This is a genomic window from Paenibacillus sp. FSL R7-0302 (assembly GCF_038006885.1).
Taxonomy (GTDB): Bacteria; Bacillota; Bacilli; order Paenibacillales; family Paenibacillaceae; genus Paenibacillus_AQ.
In genome coordinates this window covers 265,359-285,408 of the sequence record NZ_JBBOWB010000002.1, presented here as the reverse complement: position 1 = coordinate 285,408, position 20,050 = coordinate 265,359, and the positions used below count along the sequence as shown (strand labels likewise).

General features: G+C 54.5%; 16 protein-coding genes and 1 riboswitch. Of the genes, 6 read left to right on the top strand and 10 right to left on the bottom strand.

All coding sequences use genetic code 11. The annotated features are described in order from the left end of the window. Positions 1 to 73 precede the first annotated feature (73 nt). Together MKY96_RS26925 and MKY96_RS26920 are read left to right on the top strand one after the other, a co-directional pair. Positions 74 to 1,537 (top strand): NAD(P)/FAD-dependent oxidoreductase, encoded by a 1,464-nt coding sequence (locus MKY96_RS26925; RefSeq protein WP_340945190.1) that lies wholly within the window; start codon positions 74 to 76, stop codon positions 1,535 to 1,537. 637 nt (positions 1,538 to 2,174) lie between these two features. Next, positions 2,175 to 3,692, top strand: coding sequence for a methyl-accepting chemotaxis protein (locus MKY96_RS26920; protein WP_340945188.1), 1,518 nt, complete (start codon positions 2,175 to 2,177; stop codon positions 3,690 to 3,692). 163 nt (positions 3,693 to 3,855) lie between these two features. Here MKY96_RS26920 and MKY96_RS26915 read toward each other — a convergent pair whose 3' ends face one another. Continuing rightward, entirely contained in the window at positions 3,856 to 4,344 is a 489-nt protein-coding gene (locus MKY96_RS26915) for a GNAT family N-acetyltransferase (RefSeq protein WP_340945186.1), read from the bottom strand. Positions 4,345 to 4,850: 506 nt separating this feature from the next. Between MKY96_RS26915 and MKY96_RS26910 the strand changes: the two genes are divergently transcribed. The 3 genes from MKY96_RS26910 to MKY96_RS26900 all read left to right on the top strand — a co-directional run bounded on the left by MKY96_RS26910 (position 4,851) and on the right by MKY96_RS26900 (position 8,574). Next, positions 4,851 to 6,455 carry a LytS/YhcK type 5TM receptor domain-containing protein gene (locus tag MKY96_RS26910; RefSeq protein WP_445671507.1) on the top strand — a complete coding sequence of 535 codons (1,605 nt, stop codon included), beginning with the start codon at positions 4,851 to 4,853 and terminating at the stop codon, positions 6,453 to 6,455. Further along, on the top strand, positions 6,452 to 7,183 hold the full coding sequence (locus MKY96_RS26905; RefSeq protein ID WP_340945181.1) for a LytR/AlgR family response regulator transcription factor: 732 nt from the start codon (positions 6,452 to 6,454) through the stop codon (positions 7,181 to 7,183). Before MKY96_RS26910 ends, MKY96_RS26905 begins: the two co-directional genes overlap by 4 nt. A 134-nt stretch (positions 7,184 to 7,317) precedes the next feature. Then, the gene (locus tag MKY96_RS26900) at positions 7,318 to 8,574 is read left to right on the top strand and encodes an L-lactate MFS transporter (protein ID WP_445671506.1); all 1,257 of its coding nucleotides are present in this window, start codon (positions 7,318 to 7,320) and stop codon (positions 8,572 to 8,574) included. Positions 8,575 to 9,057: 483 nt separating this feature from the next. Here MKY96_RS26900 and odhB read toward each other — a convergent pair whose 3' ends face one another. Continuing rightward, positions 9,058 to 10,371, bottom strand: a complete 1,314-nt coding sequence (gene odhB / locus MKY96_RS26895) for a 2-oxoglutarate dehydrogenase complex dihydrolipoyllysine-residue succinyltransferase (RefSeq protein ID WP_340945178.1) — start codon at positions 10,369 to 10,371, stop codon at positions 9,058 to 9,060. A gap of 60 nt (positions 10,372 to 10,431) precedes the next feature. Continuing rightward, the gene (locus MKY96_RS26890) at positions 10,432 to 13,299 is read right to left on the bottom strand and encodes a 2-oxoglutarate dehydrogenase E1 component (RefSeq protein ID WP_340945176.1); all 2,868 of its coding nucleotides are present in this window, start codon (positions 13,297 to 13,299) and stop codon (positions 10,432 to 10,434) included. Between the two features lie 427 nt (positions 13,300 to 13,726). Then, positions 13,727 to 13,830: riboswitch (cyclic di-GMP riboswitch) on the top strand. 34 nt (positions 13,831 to 13,864) lie between these two features. Here MKY96_RS26890 and MKY96_RS26885 point away from each other — a divergent pair. After that, positions 13,865 to 14,008 carry an anti-repressor SinI family protein gene (locus MKY96_RS26885; protein ID WP_143803895.1) on the top strand — a complete coding sequence of 48 codons (144 nt, stop codon included), beginning with the start codon at positions 13,865 to 13,867 and terminating at the stop codon, positions 14,006 to 14,008. A 145-nt stretch (positions 14,009 to 14,153) separates the two neighbouring features. Here the strand turns inward: MKY96_RS26885 and MKY96_RS26880 are convergent, their stop codons facing one another. From MKY96_RS26880 to MKY96_RS26850, 7 genes are all read right to left on the bottom strand, one after another. Continuing rightward, positions 14,154 to 14,486, bottom strand: coding sequence for a helix-turn-helix domain-containing protein (locus MKY96_RS26880; protein WP_036732876.1), 333 nt, complete (start codon positions 14,484 to 14,486; stop codon positions 14,154 to 14,156). 317 nt (positions 14,487 to 14,803) lie between these two features. Beyond that, a complete protein-coding gene (locus MKY96_RS26875; RefSeq protein WP_036732873.1) occupies positions 14,804 to 15,394 on the bottom strand; it encodes a TasA family protein in 591 nt (196 codons plus the stop codon). A 39-nt stretch (positions 15,395 to 15,433) separates the two neighbouring features. Then, complete coding sequence (locus MKY96_RS26870; RefSeq protein WP_340945174.1) at positions 15,434 to 16,030, bottom strand: TasA family protein; 597 nt, start codon at positions 16,028 to 16,030, stop codon at positions 15,434 to 15,436. 99 nt (positions 16,031 to 16,129) lie between these two features. Further along, on the bottom strand, positions 16,130 to 16,732 hold the full coding sequence (gene sipW / locus MKY96_RS26865) for a signal peptidase I SipW (RefSeq protein WP_340945173.1): 603 nt from the start codon (positions 16,730 to 16,732) through the stop codon (positions 16,130 to 16,132). Between the two features lies 1 nt (position 16,733). Continuing rightward, entirely contained in the window at positions 16,734 to 18,050 is a 1,317-nt protein-coding gene (locus MKY96_RS26860; RefSeq protein WP_340945171.1) for a hypothetical protein, read from the bottom strand. Positions 18,051 to 18,623: 573 nt separating this feature from the next. After that, on the bottom strand, positions 18,624 to 19,601 hold the full coding sequence (locus MKY96_RS26855; protein WP_340945168.1) for an aldo/keto reductase: 978 nt from the start codon (positions 19,599 to 19,601) through the stop codon (positions 18,624 to 18,626). A 65-nt stretch (positions 19,602 to 19,666) separates the two neighbouring features. Continuing rightward, positions 19,667 to 19,879, bottom strand: coding sequence for a hypothetical protein (locus MKY96_RS26850; RefSeq protein WP_036699028.1), 213 nt, complete (start codon positions 19,877 to 19,879; stop codon positions 19,667 to 19,669). Between the last annotated feature and the right edge of the window lie 171 nt (positions 19,880 to 20,050).

Below are 20,050 nucleotides of genomic sequence, written 5' to 3'. Positions count from 1 at the left end.
ACTGCAGAGACGCTTCGCGGCCCCTGTCAACCGCAGGCCGAAGCCGTTTCACCTTGGGAGGAACAGAGAAGATATGAGTAAATATGATGTAATTGTTGTTGGAGCCGGTCCGGCTGGAATATTCGCCTGTTATGAATTAACGCTTAAGGCCCCTGAGCTGAAGGTGCTGCTGGTGGACAAGGGACATGATATCTACCGCCGCAACTGCCCGATCCTGGAGGAGAAAATCAAGCTCTGTCCGCCCGCCTCCGGCCGCAAGGAATTCGCCGGCTGTCTGCCGGCCTGCTCCATTACTGCAGGCTTCGGCGGTGCTGGTGCGTACAGTGACGGCAAATTCAACATTACCACCGAATTCGGCGGCTGGATGACGGATTATCTGCCTCCTTCCAAGGTGATGGAGCTGATTGAATATGTGGACGGGATCAACCTGGAGCACGGGGCAACTCCGGTCATTACCGATCCGACGACGGAGAGCATCCGCGGCATTGAGCAGCGGGGATATGCCGCCGGGCTGAAGCTGCTGCGGGCGCAGGTTCGCCACCTCGGAACCGAGCAGAATCTGGAGATTCTGAAATCGATCTATGAATATCTGCGGACACGCATTGATATGTTATACAAGACAGAAGTAGAAGATATCGTTACCGTCAAAGAGAACGGAACACACCGCATCACAGGCATTAGGCTGAAGAACGGGGAGAGTCATGAGGCTGGCCAGGTGATGATTGCTCCGGGACGGGACGGCTCGGCCTGGCTGACCGAGGTGCTGAAGAAGCGCAGGCTCAAAATGTACAATAACCAGGTAGATGTTGGCGTACGTGTAGAAACCTCAGATGTGGTGATGCGGGAGATCAATGAGCATCTGTACGAGGGCAAATTCATCTTCAATACCTCCGTGGGTACACGCGTCCGCACCTTCTGCAGCAATCCCTCGGGACATGTGGTCGTGGAGAATCACAGCGGAGCGATGGCCGCGAACGGGCACTCCTATAAGGACCCTGCGCTGGGCTCGAAGAATACCAACTTTGCGCTGCTGGTCTCCCATACCTTCACCGAGCCGTTCGACAAGCCGAATGAATATGCCCGGGAGATCTGCAAGCGGGCGAATGATCTGTCCGGCGGCGGGGTCATTGTACAGAAGTATGGAGATATCCTGCGGGGCCGCCGGTCTACGGAGACCCGGATCAAGGAAGGATTCCTGGAGCCGACGCTGAAGGAAGCGGTGCCCGGCGATCTGGGGCTGGTGCTGCCGTACATCACGATGAAGAGCCTGATTGAAATGGTGGAGGCCCTGGAAAAGGTAACCCCGGGCATTGCCTCCGAGCATACGCTGTTCTATGGCGTGGAAGCGAAGTTCTATTCCGCCCGTCCGAAGCTGACGGATGAATTCGAGACCGAAATCTCCGGCCTCTACTGCGGCGGCGACGGGGCAGGTATTACCCGCGGATTGGCCCAGGCCGGAGCGGCTGGTGTCTGGATTGCCCGCGGCATGATGGCGAAGAACGCACAGGAAGCTAGGGTCCAACCGGCGGGAGTGTAATTCTGGGCCGGAAGACGCCGGAAAGACAGCCGTATCCTCAGATGCTGGGGGTGCGGCTGTTTTTTAAGTATGCTTAAAACCCAATGGCAATTGGCTGGTAGAGCGGAGCACGGACCGAATGTATGTGGAAAACAGCATACATTGTGCTCGCAAGCAGGCACGCGGACCAAATATATGTGGAAAACAGCATACATTGTGCTCGTAAGCAGGCACACGGACCAAATGTATGTGAAAAACAGCATTATGCTCACAAGCAGGCACACGGACCGAATGTATGTGAAAAACAGCATACATTGGCTCGCAAGCAGGCACGCGGACCAAATGTATGTGGAAAACAGCATACATTGTGCTCGCAAGGAGGCACACGGACCAAATGTATGTGAAAAACAGCATACATTGGGCTCGCAAGTAGGCACACGGACCGAATGTATGTGAAAAACAGCATACATTATGCTCGCAAGCTGGCGCACGGACCGAATGTATGTGTGGCCGGAAGTCCATAACTTCTCTGGAGTCGCGGCAAACCCCTAACAGAAAAAAATATAAGTGCAATCCATAGAGTAGTGGTTTCCTTAATTTAACTCTGCTGATATAATGTTAGAATACATAACATGATAGAGTGGAGTGAACGTGCAGAATGGGAATTCGCCGGAGCAAGGCCGCTATCGCTATTATTTTGCTGTTGGGTGTGGGGTTGTATGGCTTATGGATGGAGATGTACTGGGTACATAAGGTTGTCTATCTGCTGCTGATGGCGGCGCTTGCCGGGCTTGTGCTGGATATCCGCCGGGGCGGGGTGCTCGGAGCCGGGCAACTGGCGGAAGCCCGGAGCAAGGTGGAGCTGCTTGGCAATGAAATTGTTGTCACCTCGGACCGGCTGCATGGTGCTCTGGAGGAGATTACCCGCCATACCGAAGGGCTTCAGCAGACTGCCGACTATTCACATGCCTATGAGGTGGAGCTGCAGACCCGCAGCAATGAGGCGAAGGCCAATATTGAGGGGGCTTTTGCCAGGATGGGCGGAGTTGCTGCGGTTACCGGGCAGATTGGAGAGCTGACCGGACGGCTGAGTACGGCGATGCAGGCAGCACGTACAGGGATGGCGGAGATGGTGGATTCCCTGAAGAATACAGATGAGGTCATGGAGGAATTGCAGGAGCAGAGCGGAGATATGCTGGACAAATTCACCGTGTTAAGCGGACATATTGCGCTGGTGGAGGAGATGAATGCCCTGATCGTAGGCATCGGCAATGAGACCTCGCTGCTGGCGCTGAATGCCTCGATTGAAGCTGCGCGGGCCGGGGAAGCGGGCCGGGGGTTCGCTGTGGTCGCAGGCCGGATCAGGCAGCTGGCCGATCAGAGCCGGGATTCCGTGGAGCGCTCAACGGCGGTGCTACGGGATCTTAACCATGGCGTACGGCAGGTGCTGGAGTCGGTCACGAAGGAGCAGACAGCGGTTGCACATGGAGTGAATGAAGTGACGAAGGTGAAGCAGCGCCTCGGGGATATCTCGGCCCGGGTGGAGGAAGTTGGGGTCATAGTTACAGAGTCAGCGGCTGCGGCAGAGCGGCAGAGCAGGCTGATCGAAGAGGTGACCGGCGAGTTGAGCGGTGCAGTAGGAATTGTCAATGAGACCATTGCAGGCGTAGATCTGACCCTGGAGCAGGTAACCCGCCAGCGGACACAGATCGGGCAGCTTAATGAGATCAGCGCGAGTCTGCTGCTGGAATCCCAGACCCTGCAGCAGTCGGTGAACGGTATTACCGGACGCGAAGTCATTGAGCTGGGCCAATATACGGCGCGGCTTGAGGAAATACAGACGGTGCTTCAGGAGATAGCTGCCAAGCAGGAGATGTGTGCAGCGGATGCGGACATCCATGGCAGAGTTCTTACGGCCTGTAAGAATAAGGTGCCGGATGTACAGGCCATCTGGTCCAACCGGACGGATGGCACCTTCATCTACTCCGAGCCTGCAGCCGGGCTGCTGAATGCGAAGCGCCGCGACTGGTGGAACGGGGCGATGGCGGAAGGCCAGTACGTCTCCAAGCCGTATGTCTCGGCCATTACCAAGCGTTCCTGCATCACGCTCTCCAGAGCAATTACGAACGGGGACGGGGAGATTGTGGGTGTGGTGGGGATTGATCTGGCAGTTTAGAGGCATTGAACAGTGGACGCAAACTGCTCACTAGTGAATTTCAAAAGAGTTTGTTTGTAGGCACACATATAAAAAACCAACAGCTGTCTTGAACTGATAAAAAGTCCTTAACAAATGTTGGTTCAATTAGTACGAAGGCTATCTAAAACGGTTGCTTCAAAAATTATTGACTGATCAGGTCTAACATGAAAATAAGTGAATCTCTATCAGGATAATCATATTGTATTGGCAAATCACCTTTAGTAATTTCTTTAAAACCAACTTTTTTGTAAAAGCTGTGTGACCTAGTTGCTTTTGATGGTGTGTCCAAAATCACCTTAGAAAGCCGATGTTTCTGCGCAAAGTCAAGCATAGCTTCGTAAAGACCTGTTCCTATCGCAAGCTCTTTGCCGCGGTAATCTTTATAAACAAAAAATTTCTTTAGTACAGCAATATCGTCAGTTTTCTTTTGCAAACCGATTGAGCCTACTACATCACCGTTTTCGTTTAAAGCTACCCAAAAGTTACCGCCCTCTTTAATATAATTCGATTGAATATCTAGTATATCTGGTTGCTCTTCAACACTAATACCTACACCATATTCATCATTTTGTACATGCAATATTAGCTTAATAACTTCTTCTTTATATCTATCAGCATAAAATGTAATCATTTTATTAACTCCTTTATGCTCATTTTGATTCCGCTAGATGATAAACAGCTCGAAGAATCGGCGCAGCAGGTATTTTGAGGGGCTGTTATAGCCCCTATAGATTACTTTCGTTTCTTACGGCCAATTAAGCCGCCTACTATCCAAAAGATCAAAATACCAACAAAGGCAAATACAATCCAAAAAGCTATACGCACAGGCTATCACTCCTTTAAAGCAACAATACGATAATAGTTAATTTTCCGCAATATAAGGGCTTTTATACCCAGGGAGAGAACAGACAAAAAAAGAGTTGCTTTCGCAACTCTCTCCTGATGATACAACAAAACACAGTAGCCATGCCAAGCAGCACTCCAATTATGACGTCAACCATTAGAGTCGGATGCGCGGATTGCTATAACCATTATCCCAATTTATAATGGACCGATAGCTTGTCCTATGGAGGCGTGAGTGTGCAATATAATCTGAGTATTCTGCTGCAATTGTTGGAGCGGGCAGCGCTGCTGCTGATGTGTCTGTTCGTCCTGAGCCGGGTGCCGCGGTTCAAGGAGATTTTTGCCAAAGGGGTTCATGCCCCTCAGGAGCTGGCGATTGTCACGGTTATCTTCAGCCTGTTCGCCATCTTCGGAACCTACAGCGGGATTAATGTGGAAGGGTCTCTGGTTAACGTGCGGATTATCGCCATTATAGCCGGAGGTATTCTGTTCGGTCCTTGGGTCGGGCTGATTACCGGGATCATCTCGGGCGTACACCGCTTCCTGATCGATATCGGCGGGGTCACCTCGCTCCCGTGTCTGATTACGAGCATTACAGCGGGTGTGGTATCCGGGATCATCTACCGGCGTACTTCGCCTGAACGCCGCTGGATCGCTGCTATTGCCGCCGGAATGGCCTGTGAGGCATTGACGATGGCGCTGATTCTGGTGATGGCTGATCCCCATTCGCTGGGGGTGGATATCGTGTCCAAGATTGCTTTTCCGATGATTACGGGGCAGATCTGTGCCGGGCTGATCGTTACGCTTGTGCAGAGTGTAGAAGGGGAGAAAGAACGGATTGCCGCGAAGCAGTCCAAGCTGGCGCTGGATATTGCCAATAAGACGCTTCCGTATTTCCGCAGTATTACTCCCGAGTCGCTGCGTACGATCTGCGGAATCATCCAGGAGGATATCGGGGCGGATGCGGTGGCAATTACTGATACCCGAGTCATTCTGGCCTACGTGGGTGTCGGGGAAGAATATTATGCCGAAGCTAATGAGATCATCAGTGAGGAGACGAAGCAGACGCTGCGCAGCGGGGAGATTACCATCCGTGACGACGATACCGAATACATGAACCGTGACATCCGCTCGCTAATCATTATCCCGTTGAAGGAGAAGGGGGAGGTGACGGGATCACTCAAGATCTACTATACCCACGCGCATAAAATCACCTATTCCCTCCAGGCAATGGCTGTAGGGCTGTCACAGATCATCTCCACACTGATGGAGGTGTCACGGGTTGAGGGGATCAAGGAGATGGCCAACAAGGCCGAGCTGAAGGCACTGCAGACCAGCATCAACCCCCATTTTCTGTTCAATGCGCTGAATGCGATTATCTCCTCGATACGGATCGACCCGGACAAGGCGCGCGAGCTGATCGTCAATCTGTCGGGGTATATGCGGTATAATCTGGAGCTGGCCGATGAGTCCATAGATATCCGGCGCGAGCTGCAGCAGGTGCAGCATTATGTGGAGATTGAGAAGGCCCGCTTCGGCAGCCGCCTGAGCGTTCTGTACGATATAGATGAGGTAGCGGTGCGCATTCCGAGTCTGGTCATTCAGCCGCTGGTGGAGAATGCGATTATCCACGGGATTTTGAAGGGGAAGGGGAACGGAACTGTAGACATCTCGGTCAAAGACCACGGAGACAGCGTAAGGGTGCGAATTGCCGATACCGGAGCGGGGATCAGTGAAGAGACGATTGCGAAGGTCTACAGCGGAAGCATGGAGGGCAACAAAATCGGCCTCAACAACGTGCACCAGCGTATCAAGCTGATCTATGGTACAGGTCTGACCATCCGGCGGCTGGCTAAGGGGACGGAAATCTATTTTGATGTGATGAAGGAGCAGCGATGAGAGCGATCATTGTCGAGGATGAAGTGCTGGCAAGACAGGAGCTTGCGTATCTGATTCAGACCCATAGCCGGATCAAGATTGCGGCGGAATTCGAGGACGGGCTGGAAGCGCTGAAGTATCTGCAGACCGATACGGTGGATGTGATTTTCCTGGATATCAATATCCCTTCAATTGACGGGGTGCTGCTGGCCCATAATATCAGCCGGTTCGCGGTCAAGCCGTATATTGTGTTCATTACAGCCTATAAGGAGCATGCCGCCGAGGCGTTCGAGATTGAAGCATTCGACTATATTCTGAAGCCTTACAGTGAGACGCGGATCAGAGCGATGCTGCAGAAGCTGGAGGGTGCCATCGCGGCCAGAAGCAGCCAGGGGGAAGAGGGACCGGTGAAGCTGGGAAGCGATAAGGTCAATCTGTGGAAAAATGAAAAGATTATCGTCGTCGATGCAGACGAGATCTATTATGCTTCGGCGCAGGAGAAAACAACGAGTGTGATCACCAAGGGGGAGGAATACAGCATGGCCTTAAGTATCAGCGAATTTCATACCCGCCTGCCGCAGGAGCAGTTCTTCCGCTGCCACCGCTCCTATCTCGTCAATCTGTCCAAAATCAAGGAAATCATCCCCTGGTTCAACAATACCTATCTGCTTAGGCTGCATGATCTGAATGTGGAGGTTCCGGTCAGCCGCAGCAAAGTGAAGGAATTCAGGCAGATTATGCGTCTTTAGCGGCAGTTCATTCCCCGTCAGAGTCATCTCATTCCGGATTTCTCTCAGAAAGAGCTCCTTTCGCTACAATGAAGAGGCCAAGTAAGCCTTGAAGCGACTTCAGCGACTTCAGAGAGAAAGAGGGAATTCTGATGATAACGGATACAGCCAGTAAACGGTGGCTCATCGTATTAGGTACAGTGATTATGCAAATGGGACTAGGTACCATCTACACCTGGAGCTTGTTCAATGCACATCTTGTCAGTACATTTGGTTTTGAGCTTAGCTCAGTTTCGATAACGTTCTCTATTACCAGCTTTGCGTTGGCCTTCGCCACACTGTTTGCAGGCAAGCTGCAGGACCGGTTCGGTCTCCGTAGGCTGACCGCAGCTTCCGGTATACTGCTAGGGCTGGGGCTAATTCTAAGCTCGCAGGCCAGTTCCCTGCCGATGTTCTACCTGCTGGCTGGCGTAGTGGTCGGGTATGCGGACGGAACGGCGTATATTACTTCGCTGTCCAACCTGATGAAGTGGTTCCCGAAGCATAAGGGACTGATCTCCGGGGTGTCCGTGGGTGCTTACGGAACGGGCAGTCTGATCTTCAAATACATCAACGGCGGCCTGATTGAATCGGCGGGGGTGTCGAATGCTTTTCTATACTGGGGCCTGATGGTCATGCTGATGATCCTCCTCGGCTCGCTGCTGATCCGGGAGGCTCCGGTGGCTGCGCCTGCTGTAACTGCTGCGGGAAACCGGACATCGTCCGCTTCCGGGGCGGCTCTGCTGCCCAAGGATTATACCGTGAAAGAAATGCTCCGCACGAAGGAAGCGTACCTGCTGTTCGTGATTTTCTTCACCGCCTGCATGAGCGGCCTCTATCTGATCGGTATCGTGAAGGATATCGGAGTGCAGCTGGCGGGTATGGATGTGGCGACGGCGGCGAATGCTGTAGCGATGATCGCCATCTTCAATACGGCCGGACGCCTGATTCTTGGCGCATTATCCGACCGGGTAAGCCGGACCAAGCTGATTAGTATCACGCTGGCGGTAACGGCTGTGGCGATGTTTACCCTTAGCTATGCCACACTGAGCTATGGCCTGTTCTTCGCCTGTGTGGCGGCCATCGCCTTCTGCTTCGGCGGTAACATTACCGTCTTCCCGGCGATTGTCAGTGACTTCTTCGGCCTGAAGAATCACAGCAAGAACTACGGCATCATCTACCAGGGCTTCGGGATCGGCGCGCTGTCCGGCTCGTTCATCGCCGCCTTCCTCGGCGGGTTCAAGCCTACCTTCATCATCATCGGCCTGCTATGTATTCTGGCTTGTATCCTGGCGGTTTCGCTGAAGCCTCCGGTAGCCGGAGCGGCCCGGGCCAAGGGAATGAGCCTGAAGCCTTCACGGCATACGGCTTAACCATATATCGATTTACGTCGGCTTGAGAAAGTACAGACAAACAAGAGTACTACAGACAAAGAGAATAGTTCGGAGAAGAGATGTCCTACATCCGCGTTAGCGGGTGGTGGAGGTCTTTTTTTCATGGTCGAAAACAAACATATTTTTCGAGGCACAACTCCAGCATGAAAATGAGCAGTATGCCTAATACAGAATGTCGTCCGTTCATCTGTTTAGCTTACCTAATTCAGCAAACCGACCCCAAATGGCCCGGATGCACCGCGTCGGCTAAATGTAATCGAAAAACCGATCACAATTGGACGGGGTGCGTACGTTGGAGGTGCGTGGGCTGCCGAGAACAGGCCCATGTTGGTAGGAGCGGGTATGGCGGAGGCATAGTCAGCGGATATGGAAAAAAGGCATCCGGGAAGCGTAGGGTTACGCTCCGCCGGGTGCCTTTGTGTTTATCAGATAAGTGTATGGAGAAACTGTGTGGCCGGAGGATTAGCCTTCCAGCAGCAGCGACTCAGGGTCCTCCAGCAATTCCTTGACTCTGACCAGGAAGCTGACCGCTTCTGATCCGTCCACGATCCGGTGATCGTAGGACAAGGCGATGTACATCATCGGACGGTTGGCCGTACGCTCCTCATCCAGCGCGATTGGGCGCAGCTGGATCTTGTGCATGCCGAGAATGCCGACCTGCGGGGTGTTGAGGATCGGTGTGGACAGCAGGGAGCCGAACACTCCGCCGTTCGTGATCGTGAAGGTACCGCCCTGAAGCTCCGGCAGGCTGAGCGTATTGGCGCGCGCCTTGGAGGCCAGCTCGCCGATCCGCCGCTCGATCTCCGGGAAGCTAAGCCGGTCGGCATCGCGGACGACTGGTACGACCAGGCCTTCCTTGGCAGCTACGGCAATGCCGATGTCGTAATATTTCTTGAGCAGGAGATCTTCTCCGTCGATCTCGGCATTCAGCATCGGGTAAGCCTTGAGCGCGCCGATGACGGCCTTGGTGAAGAAGGACATGAAGCCGAGTCCGACCTCGTGCTTCTCCTTGAAGGCATCCTTGCGGCGCTTGCGGATGTCGAGAATGGCGGTCATGTCCACCTCGTTGAAGGTGGTCAGCATCGCGGCCGTCTGCTGCGCTTCGACCAGGCGGCTGGCAATCGTCAGCCGCCGCCGCGACATGCGCTTGCGCTCGGTGGCTTTGCCGTCCTCGGCGTGCGGCGCCTTGCCCGCTGCCGGCGGCGCGGGCTTCGCCGGCTCCGGCCGCGCGGCAGCCGCCGGAGCTGCTGGCGCAGCGGCCTGCGGCCCGGCTGCGCCATGACCATCCACATCGGCCTGGCCGATCCGGCCGATTGGGTCGCGGGCAGTGACCTCGCCGAGGTCGATGCCCCGCTCCCGTGCCAGCTTGCGCGCCCCCGGCGAAGCCAGGGCCGCAGTGCCAGCAGCGGCAGGCTCAGCCGCTGCGACACCAGCAGCAGCGGCCGGTTCAGCCGCTGCTGCACTTGCGGCAGCAGCAGGCGCGCTGCCGCTCTGCGGTGCGGCCGCTTCCGGCTGGCTGCCGCCAGCGGCCGATGCCCCGGCGGCGCTGCCGATGATGCCGATGGCTTCGCCAACGGCAACGTTCTCGCCCGCCTGGCGCAGGATGGAGGAGATGACGCCGTCCTCCTCCGCACTGATCTCGAGATTGACCTTGTCGGTCTCAAGCTCGGCTAGCACATCCCCCTGGCCGACAGTGTCGCCCTCTTTAACCAGCCATTTGTAGATCGTTCCTTCGGAAATCGATTCGCCCAAATCGGGTACTTTTATCTCGGACACAGGCCGTACCTCCCCAAATATTAGTGGTGTGCGTGATATCGGATGACCGCCTTGCTGTGCTCAGGAAGACGGTACAGGTGCTTGCACTGCAGCATTCAATTTCAGGGCTTCCCGGACAATGCGCCGCTGCTCGAAGCTATGAACATCCGCATAGCCGCTGGCCGGGCTGGAACGGTCCGGACGGCCGATATACTGGACGGTGACCTTCTGCGGTGCGATGGCGCGCAGCCGGGATTCGGCATACGTCCACCCGCCCATATTCTTCGGTTCTTCCTGCACCCAGACGATCTCCTCCAGAGAGCTGAAGCCGCTAAGGTGAGCGCCAAGCTCGCGTTCCGGGAACGGATAGAGCTGTTCCATGCGCAAGATGTGCAGCCAGGAGAAGTCCTGTCCGCGCGCGGCCTCCAGCTCCGTCTGCAGGTCGATGGCCACCTTGCCACTGCAGACCACGAGGCGCTTCACGGCTTCCGGCTTACTGCCGAGCAGCGGCTCGGGAAGAACCGGCTGGAAGGTGCCCGAAGCGAGGTCCGCTCCGGCCGAGGTGCTGCGCGTGTTACGGATCAGGCTCTTCGGCGCCATGATCACCAGCGGCCGGGCATCCGGCTGTCCGCAGAGCGCGGCCTGACGGCGGAGCAGATGGAAATACTGCGCAGCGCTGGTCAGGTTGGCTACCGTCCAGTTCTCCTCGGCGGAGAGCTGGAGGAACCGTTCCATCCGGCCGCTGGAGTGCTCTGGTCCTTGGCCTTCATAGCCGTGAGGCAGCAGGATCGTCAGATTGCTGCGCTGCGTCCACTTGGCACGGCCGGCGGAAATGAACTGGTCGATAATAACCTGAGCGGCATTGGCGAAGTCGCCGTATTGAGCCTCCCAGATGACGAAGGTCTCCGGTGCGAACACGTTATAACCATATTCGAAGCCGAGGACAGAGGCCTCGGACAGCGGACTGTTATAGACGCCGAACGAAGCGCTGGAATCACTCAGCTGATGCAGCGGAGAATAGAGTTCGCCGTTCTCGCTGTCATGCAGCACCAGATGGCGGTGGGCGAAGGTGCCGCGCTGTGAATCCTGTCCGCTGAGACGGATCGGCGTGCCATCCTTCAGGATGGTAGCGAAGGCAAGTGTCTCTGCCAGCGCCCAGTCTACCCGCTCTCCGTCATTCAGCGCATCCTTGCGGCGCTGCAGAATCCGTTCCAGCTTCGGATAGACCTTGAAGCCGGCCGGTACGCGCAGCAGCTCGCGGTTAATCTCCTGCAGACCGGCCAGAGGGAAGGCGGTCGGACGCTGCTTAGGACTGTCGTTATCCAGGGCGACGGCGGCTTTGGACTCCGCATTCTTCTGCTTGCCTTCCTTCATCTGATCGAAGGCCTGCTGGAGGACGCTCTCCGCCTCGGCAATCATGTTCTTCAGATCATCGGCTGTGATTACCTTCTCGCGCTCCAGGCGTTCTGCATAAGCGCGGTACACAGTAGGGTGGTTCCGCACTTTGCCGTACACAATCGGCTGGGTCGTCTCGGGATCATCCATTTCATTATGTCCGTGGCGGCGGTAGCCGATCAGATCAATCAGGAAGTCCTTCTTGAACATATGGCGGTAAGCGCTGGCCAGACGGACTGCGGCAATACAGGCTTCCGGGTCATCGGCATTGACATGCACGACCGGAATCTCATACCCTTTGGCCAGATCGCTGGCATAATGGGTGGAGCGGGAATCCTCGCTCTCTGTGGTGAAGCCGATCCGGTTATTGACGATAATATGCACGGTACCGCCATTCTGATAACCCTGCAATTTGCCGATATTAAGCGTCTCAGCGACAATACCTTCGCCGGGGAAGGCTGCATCGCCGTGCATCAGCACAGCCATAGCCTTGCTTGTGTTCAGCTTAGGCAGTCCCGGAGCGTTGCGTTCTTCCTGTGCGGCGCGTGTGAAGCCCTCGACTACAGGATTGACGAATTCAAGATGGCTCGGGTTATTGGCCAGCGTGATCCGGGTGCGTACGGTCTCGCCTTCGCGGACGGCACGGTCAGCCCCGAGATGGTACTTCACATCACCGCTCCAGCCGTAGGTCACGCCCATAGAGCCTTCCGAAGGGAACAGCTCTTTGTTCGGCGAATGATGGAACTCTGAGAAAATAATATCATAAGGCTTGCCCAGAATATGAGCCAGCACATTAAGTCTTCCGCGGTGGGCCATGCCCATCAGGATATGCTCTGCGCCGTCATGCGCGGCAGCCCGCACAATTTCATCCAGCATCGGCACAAGGGCATCATTGCCCTCCAGGCTGAAGCGCTTTTGGCCGACGAAGGTCTTGTGCAGGAAGGTCTCGAAATGCTCCACCTGAACCAGCCGCTTCAACAGTTCTTTGCGTTCTGTATTATTCAGCGGGGCAGGGGAGGTCATCGATTCCGCCTGGCTGTTGAGCCAGCGCAGCTCGCGTTCATCATGCACATGCCCGAATTCATAAGCAATGGTCTGTGTATAGGCCTGGCGCATTCTGTGGACGGCATCCATCGCGGTATGCACATCCGCAGGGGCATTATCCCAGATCAGCGAAGCGGGCAGGGCATTAAGATCCTCGCGGGTAAGCTCGTAGGTCTCCAGCTCCAGCCATTTGGCCATCGGGTTCGTGCTGCGCTCCAGCGGGTCAATGTCTGCGGCCATATGGCCATATATTCGAATATTAGCGATCAGCTTCGAGGCCTTGACAGCCTTCTTGAGCCACTCGGCATCTGCTGATACGGCAGGCCTTGGAGCCCTCTCGGCATCGGGTGCCAACGGAGGGGGGCCGGATACGGTGAAGAGATCGCGGTAATGCTGTTCAACAGAAGAGGGGTCCTTGACAAATTGCTCATATCTTTCTTGAATGTAGCCCAGGTTGGGGCCGTAGTATTTGCTCCATACTGTGTCGTTATAGGGCTCTTTGACTGCCATGAATAGGTCCTCCTAACGGATAAACTCCACGCGAGGCATCCAGTGTGCCACTTGGCGGAGCTGCAAATGTTTGCGGTTTCATTCTCACCTTATTGTGCTACTTTCCGGCGGGGTAATCAATTCATACTTTCGCGCAATCCGTTCGCAATTTGGCATGATTCATTACAGTATTCATACGGAACTATCATAAATAGAAATAAGGCGGAGCGGATAGCGTTCCCTTTAGTATAATTAAACTATTACATAAGGTTTGAACTTGGAACTGGAAATATTTATAAAAGCCGCTGGCAATTTCAGCTAAGTTTCCTCAGATTTTATCATAAAAAAATTCCAGAAAACGACACACTAATCTCACATGATCTTGTATAATGTTATTGCGGAGAACGGTTTCATCGATTCTTGCCAGATCCTTTCATGATGGAAAGGGTCCAGTAAAAGGTAAACCTGCCGAAAGACAGGGGCACAAAGTCTCGGATCTAAAGTAGAAATACTACAAAGTAGCAATACTACTATGATGGCCGGACTGCCTGGGGACGCGAAAATTCTAGGAGGAGATTTCTTGGATATGTCCAACCAGGGGAATGACGAGCTGCAGGCAGTAGATCTGGATTTAGAATGGGTGCACTTGCTGATGTCTGCCAAGCAGGCGGGGATCGCGGCGGAGGATATCCGCCGGTTTCTAAGTGAGAAGGCGCTCCAGGCGATGTAAGGGCGGTCATCATTGCTGCGATACATACAGAAAAGGCACAGCGTCCGGTACGCTGTGCCTTTTCTGTATGCCGCTTGAAAGGCTGCCTTCGCCGAAGGCGGCCTCCCTGCCGTGCGGAGTCTTCCCTGTGGCATACAATGCTCGTCTAGTTGTCCTTTTGTTCCATGCGCCATTTCTGGTAATCGAGGAATTCCTTGAATTCGCGTTTGCTTATACCGGAGGCCATGGCCTCCTGAACCAGCCGGAACCATTCCCCGTCCAGAGCCTGTTCTTCCGTCTCTGCCAATCCGCCATACAGCAGTGCATGAATGGATACCTGAAGCGCGTCAGCGATTTTTTCGATGAATTGAATGGAGGGGTTGGATTGAATGTTCCGTTCCACATTACTGAGGTATGATTTCGCCACATCAGCCTTATCGGCAAGCTCGGATAACGAATAGCCCTTCTCCAGCCGGAGTTTGTGGATGCGGCTTCCCATAGTATCTGACACGATTACAACGCCCTCCGTACTTTTTTGGTAAAAGATAAGAAGTGATATGCTTCGCGCTATACATTCTCCTTATCTTTCTCGTTGAAACGGTACCGCCCGTTCAAAGGCCGGCCAAGCCGTTTTCTCTTGTCAGTATAACAAAAATCCGCAAAACGGACAAAATCTTGAACCCGGCAACGGGAAAAAAGAAACGGCATACCCGGCCCGGATGGGGGAGGATATGCCGTCTTGATGGATTGCTGAAACGCTGCCTTCCTAATAAAGGACGGCAAAGTCATGTTCATTTGTATAGGCTGGCCCCTGAGCTACTTGGCTTCTCCCACTCCTTGAAGCGCATCGAAGGTCCAGTTCAGCGCTAAGCCGTCACCCTGGAAAATGTTCTGATCGAGCGTGTTGTCTACGAATTCGAAGGCGATCTTGAAGGTCTTGGACCCGGCGGCGGCAATCCCGCCTGGCAGTACGCCTGCTGCTACGAGATCGTAGCTGGGGGTGTTTTTCAGATCCTTCAGAGAGATCTCGGACAGCACATGACCGCTTAGTGAACCGCCGGTGTACGTATTATCGAGGAGCTTGACCTTGAAGTGGTCTCCGAGATCCTGGCCTGCGTTATCGCCCTTGGCATCGGTCACGGTGTAAGTGGTGGCAAGCTTCAGGAATTTGATATCCAGTGTGCCGTCATTGGACAAGGTGAAGGTGCGGACGGTGTAATCTCCCGGCTTCAGATTCGTCAGCGCTACCGGAGTATTGAAGGAAGAGCCGAGCTTCAGCGTACCCGCTGCGAAGGTTGCCGTGCTGGTAGCTGTGGAACTGAAGTAAGCGAAGGTGCCCCCGCCGATTAAAGACAAGCCCAGTGCTGCCGATGCTACGCCAAGACCCAATGTTTTTTTGATACCCATGATTGATTTCCTCCTCGAATGGTTTGTTTTGTTGTGGAATTATTGGAGCGTGCCTTTTTCCTGGTTGGCTTCGAAATTCAGAGTCAGTGCAAGCGTATCGCCCTGATAATAGTTCTGCGGCTGGAGGGTCTCCTTGAAGGCGAACTGGATGGTCAGGTTATCCGAGGTGCCGGCTTTGATGCCGGACTTCTCTCCGCCTAAGATCGCTCCGACAATTCCCCGGGCCACCAGATCGGGACTCTCCTGCTCCAGATCGGCCAGCGAGATGACCAGGAGCGGCGATTCCTTCTTATCCTTGTTCACGAGGAAGGTCACAATAATATCATCCTTGAAATTATGGGAACCGTTGTCTCCCTGGGCGTCTGTAATGGCCGATGAGGTGCGCAGTACCACTTTGGGAATATTGAGCGTCCCGTCATTTTTGAGTTTGAAGTCCCGTAAGACGGTATCGCCCGGCTTGAGATTGCTGAGATTCACAATGACGGAGGGATCAGATTGTAATGATAGGGTTCCGTTGTTAAAAGAAGCTGAGGAAGTAGAAGTGCTGCTGAAGTAAGCGAAGGTGCCTCCGCCGACCAGGGTTAAGCCTAATGCTGCCGATACAACGCCGAGACCTAATGTTTTTTTGACGTTCATTTGTTCATCCCTCTCTTATGAGTCTGCTTTGTGCATAGCCGGTGCTTCCGGCAAGCTGTATTGTGGCTCCGCGTTTCGTAAACGGGAGAGGACAATCGATCATTGTACGAGGTCAGTCAGAGTATCCGGCCCGCCGCCGCTGGTTGCGGAAGACGAGACGTTCTTCTTTTCCAGTGCCGCAACGGCCTTCCAGGAAGAATACAGCGCGTAGAGCAGCAGGAGTAGTCCGGGAATAATCATCAGCACTACGCTTCCGGCTTTGGAGACTGCGAAGCTCATGGCATAGCCCACATAGGGGATAGTTACGCCGGTGTACTCACCTACCACATTTGTGGAACTAACGGCTGCGGTGTCGGCAGAATCATTATTGTCGCCCTTGGTGGTGTAGCTGGCTTCCCCCAGAGCACTGTTCAGCTCGGCATCGACCACGCGGTGGGTAATCAGGATATTATCGGGATTCAGAAAAGTGATCACATCGCCCTTCTGGAACCGGGTCATGTCCCCGCCCGGCTTAATGGCCACAATGGAACCGGTCTGGATGCCGGGCTCCATGGAGCCGGATAATACCGTCTTGATCTGGTAGCCGAAGAAGGAGGGCTCGCCGCCGGAGGCTTTGGAGATGACAACGGCTGTGATCAGCACCAGGAACACTATAAGAATCAGAGTGGAAATTATCGTATTGGCTATTTTTCGGATGCGCATCTTATTCGCCGCCTTTGCTGGTGTCGGATTGTGGAGCCGGTGTAGCTGTAGGAGCAGGCTGCGCGCCGTCCATTACAGTGCCCGGAATTACGCTGCCGGGTAGTAGATCTGGAGTTGCTTCCGGTAAAAGAAGCCCCGGCGCCGGAGTGGCAGTGGGAATAACCTCTGCTGCTGCTGAAGCTGTGGGGGCTGGATTGTCCCCTACAGGCGCTGCGGGAGCAGGCTCCTCTGCCGGCTGGCTTTTGTCAGGAAGACTGGTTGCGGCCGGCTGGTTCCCGGCTGGTTCTTGTTCAAGCTCCAGCTTCAGCGCTTCGTCAGCAGCCTTCTGTTTCTCTATGGCGAGCCGTTCGGCTTCCTCCGTTCTGGCTTTCTCGGCCTTTTCAAGCGCCAGGCGTTCCTCTTCCTCTTGCTGTGCCTTCGCCTTGTCCTCAAGGGTTGTTTTGGCTTCAGCGATTTCTGTGAGCCGCTCCTGTAAGGTATGGATGGTGGAGGACAGGGTATCCTTGGATGCCGTTAATTCGGTATTCAACTGCTCATACGTGGCCAGCAGCGCGGGGGATACCTGCGAATCTGCCTGGTAGGCGCTGGTTACGAATGAGAGGATAGGCTCTTCAGCAGGGAAGCTGTAGTCATCCTGCCGGAGCAAGACGCGGTCCGGATTGCCGGTGGGCAAGGATCCGCCGATATCATGAATCGAGCCAAGATACTGCACAATTCCGCTTAATGTCTCTGCCAGCGATTCCGACAGAATCCCGCTTTGATGAAGACTCTCTTGAAGCTTGTCGAAGAACTGGGCGTCACGGATTTCCAGACAGTTAGGGTCGAGATTCACCATATATCCTCCAAGCTTGTGCAGAATGGCCGCTGCATTGCCAATTTCCTGCAGAATGTGTTGCCAGACCGTTCCGTTGAAGCTCAGCTGCTTCTCCAGCAGGTCGATCTCGCTGCCAGCTTGAGTGAGCTCAGACGAGAGTTCGTCCGCAGCCTGATCCAGCTCTGCCAGCGACAGCTCTCCGGCAGCGACTGAGGTGTTATACACTCCACTGATGCTATGGCTGCCAAGGGAAGCTTTAAGCTCTATGACGGTGTTTAGATGCCCGCTGAATTCCGACAACAACTGCTCAATCTGACCCGGGAAAACCGAGCACAGCCCGATGGAGCTGATCTGTTCCTGGGAGGTGTTGAACTCTCCGTAGGTGCTGCCGATCTGGCCTGAGGTATACATCAGGAGCACAGATACGGCCATACCCGATTGCAGAATCCGCAGGCCGAGCTTCTTCGTTTTCCGTTTGCGCCGCTTGGCAGATCTGGGGTACATAGCTAAGCCCCCTCTCGAGTTGCTAATGAATAATTCGTTATATTCGTTCTTAATAAAGAACGATTTCGTAAGCAAATCATACACCGCGCTGCTCAGAAAAGAAAAATGTTATTTTCAGCGGAATGTTCGCAATAAAGTACGAAATGTATGGGATATCTCGTTGTACCTGAGGATATCGCTGTTTTTCACAAATGTTCTTTATAGAGAACGGCGAGAGGGGTGAGCATGGGGAGGTAGGGAGAGTAGTGAAGAGCACTAGTGCACCTGAATCCGGTGAAAGTGGGCGATACGCGGAAATGAGGAGCACTAGTGCTCCTGAATCTGGCGAAAGCGGGCGATACGCGAAAATGAGGAGCACTAATGCTCCTGAATCTGGAGAAAGCAGAGGATACAAGGTGTTGGCCGCAACACAATCCGACGGTGAGGGATAGGCACCAGTTGGCTAAACGATGGGGTTTAGTGTATTCCACGGCAAAGAAGGTACTGTCCATAAAAGGATAGTACCCTCTCCGATGCACCTGTTCAATTTCAGTGTACCTGTCCAATAATCCGGATCTCCAGCAAACTACACCCTTAAGGAAGCTTCTCCCCGCGCGAGGTGACGTACAGCTCATACCATTCCTTGCGGGACAGCTCCAGCTGGTCTACGCCCGCACAGGCGGCGATCCGCTGCGGATTCACGGTGCCGATGACGGGCTGAATAGCTGCGGGATGGGTCATCAGCCAAGCCAGCACGATAGCCTCGGGCGTTGTGCCCTTCCCGTCAGCAAGTCTCTGTACCATGGCTGCTGTATTCACAACATTCTCCGGCTGGCCTTCAAGCGGCCGTCCGCTGAAGAGTCCCTGGGCCAGGGGGCCCCAGGCCTGAAGCTGGATGTTCCCGGCACGGCAATACTCCATGGTGCCCTCCGGGAATGTAATGTCCTTCCACGGGTCGCGGTTCACGCTGAGTACGGCGTCAACCCAACTGATCCGGGACAGGCTCATATGCAGCTGGTTGACAATGAACGGCTCGTCGCAATAAGTCTGTAACAGCTGGATCTGGGCGGCGCTCATGTTGGAGACGCCGAAGTGGCGCACCTTGCCGGAGGCCTTGAGCTGATGGAGTGCTTCCGCCACTTCTTCAGGGTCCATTAACGGGTCGGGGCGGTGCAGCAGCAGAATATCAATATACTCTGTGCCCAGCCGTGCGAGAGTTCCATCGACGCTGGACAGAATGTGCTCCCTGGAGAGGTCGAAGCTATTGGAGATATCGCCTGGCTCCATCAGCTTGATGCCGCATTTCGACTGGAGCAGGATGTCCCCGCGCAGCCCCGGCCGCTCCTTGAAGATCTGCCCGAACACCTTCTCTGCCTTGCCCCGGGTATAGATATCCGCATGGTCAAAAAAATTAATACCTATAGACAGCGCCGCATCCAGCGCCTCATGCCCCTGCTTCATATTCGCAGCCGTGACCGGTTCACGGTCCCAGCCGCCGCCCAGCCCCATGCAGCCCAGGGCGATACGGCTGGCAGGTATGCCGCGCCGGTTAAGGGGTAACGCATTCAGCAATGTGATCCCTCCATCATATTCAGCTTGAGCATGCTCCGGTTAGGTTACCGGAAAAGCATACACCTTCAGAACCCGGTGTGGTATCTCTTGTCGCTGGAGGAGCGGTGTTTCGTGGTCTCTTTATCCTTCTCTTCCTCTTTCTCGAGTGTCAGGTCCTCTACGGGTATCGGGTCTACATGCTGCTGGCTCTCATCTACATCGAACAGGCTGGGCTTGTCCGTAGGGTATTGCTCCGGGTGGTCACGCTCGTCTCTGATCGGCTTTTTGTCATCGCTCATCGCAGCTTCACTTCCCTTTCCAGAGTATCCGCCAGGCGGGGCCGGCACACCGCACGAATTGAAACTGTAGTACAGCCGGATGCCCAACCCGCTCGCCAACGGTTTGCTTCAAATATAAAATTTTTTATGTTTCACACTATAACTTATCCTTCTATTTCCCGCTGAAACGGT

Coding starts and splice junctions, on each gene's coding strand:
- MKY96_RS26925 (WP_340945190.1), top strand. CDS start 74: ATGAGTAAATATGATGTAATTGTTGTTGGAGCCGGTCCGGCTGGAATA.
- MKY96_RS26920 (WP_340945188.1), top strand. CDS start 2,175: ATGGGAATTCGCCGGAGCAAGGCCGCTATCGCTATTATTTTGCTGTTG.
- MKY96_RS26915 (WP_340945186.1), bottom strand. CDS start 4,344: ATGATTACATTTTATGCTGATAGATATAAAGAAGAAGTTATTAAGCTA.
- MKY96_RS26910 (WP_445671507.1), top strand. CDS start 4,851: ATGTGTCTGTTCGTCCTGAGCCGGGTGCCGCGGTTCAAGGAGATTTTT.
- MKY96_RS26905 (WP_340945181.1), top strand. CDS start 6,452: ATGAGAGCGATCATTGTCGAGGATGAAGTGCTGGCAAGACAGGAGCTT.
- MKY96_RS26890 (WP_340945176.1), bottom strand. CDS start 13,299: ATGGCAGTCAAAGAGCCCTATAACGACACAGTATGGAGCAAATACTAC.
- MKY96_RS26885 (WP_143803895.1), top strand. CDS start 13,865: ATGTCCAACCAGGGGAATGACGAGCTGCAGGCAGTAGATCTGGATTTA.
- MKY96_RS26880 (WP_036732876.1), bottom strand. CDS start 14,486: ATGGGAAGCCGCATCCACAAACTCCGGCTGGAGAAGGGCTATTCGTTA.
- MKY96_RS26875 (WP_036732873.1), bottom strand. CDS start 15,394: ATGGGTATCAAAAAAACATTGGGTCTTGGCGTAGCATCGGCAGCACTG.
- MKY96_RS26870 (WP_340945174.1), bottom strand. CDS start 16,030: ATGAACGTCAAAAAAACATTAGGTCTCGGCGTTGTATCGGCAGCATTA.
- sipW (WP_340945173.1), bottom strand. CDS start 16,732: ATGCGCATCCGAAAAATAGCCAATACGATAATTTCCACTCTGATTCTT.
- MKY96_RS26860 (WP_340945171.1), bottom strand. CDS start 18,050: ATGTACCCCAGATCTGCCAAGCGGCGCAAACGGAAAACGAAGAAGCTC.
- MKY96_RS26850 (WP_036699028.1), bottom strand. CDS start 19,879: ATGAGCGATGACAAAAAGCCGATCAGAGACGAGCGTGACCACCCGGAG.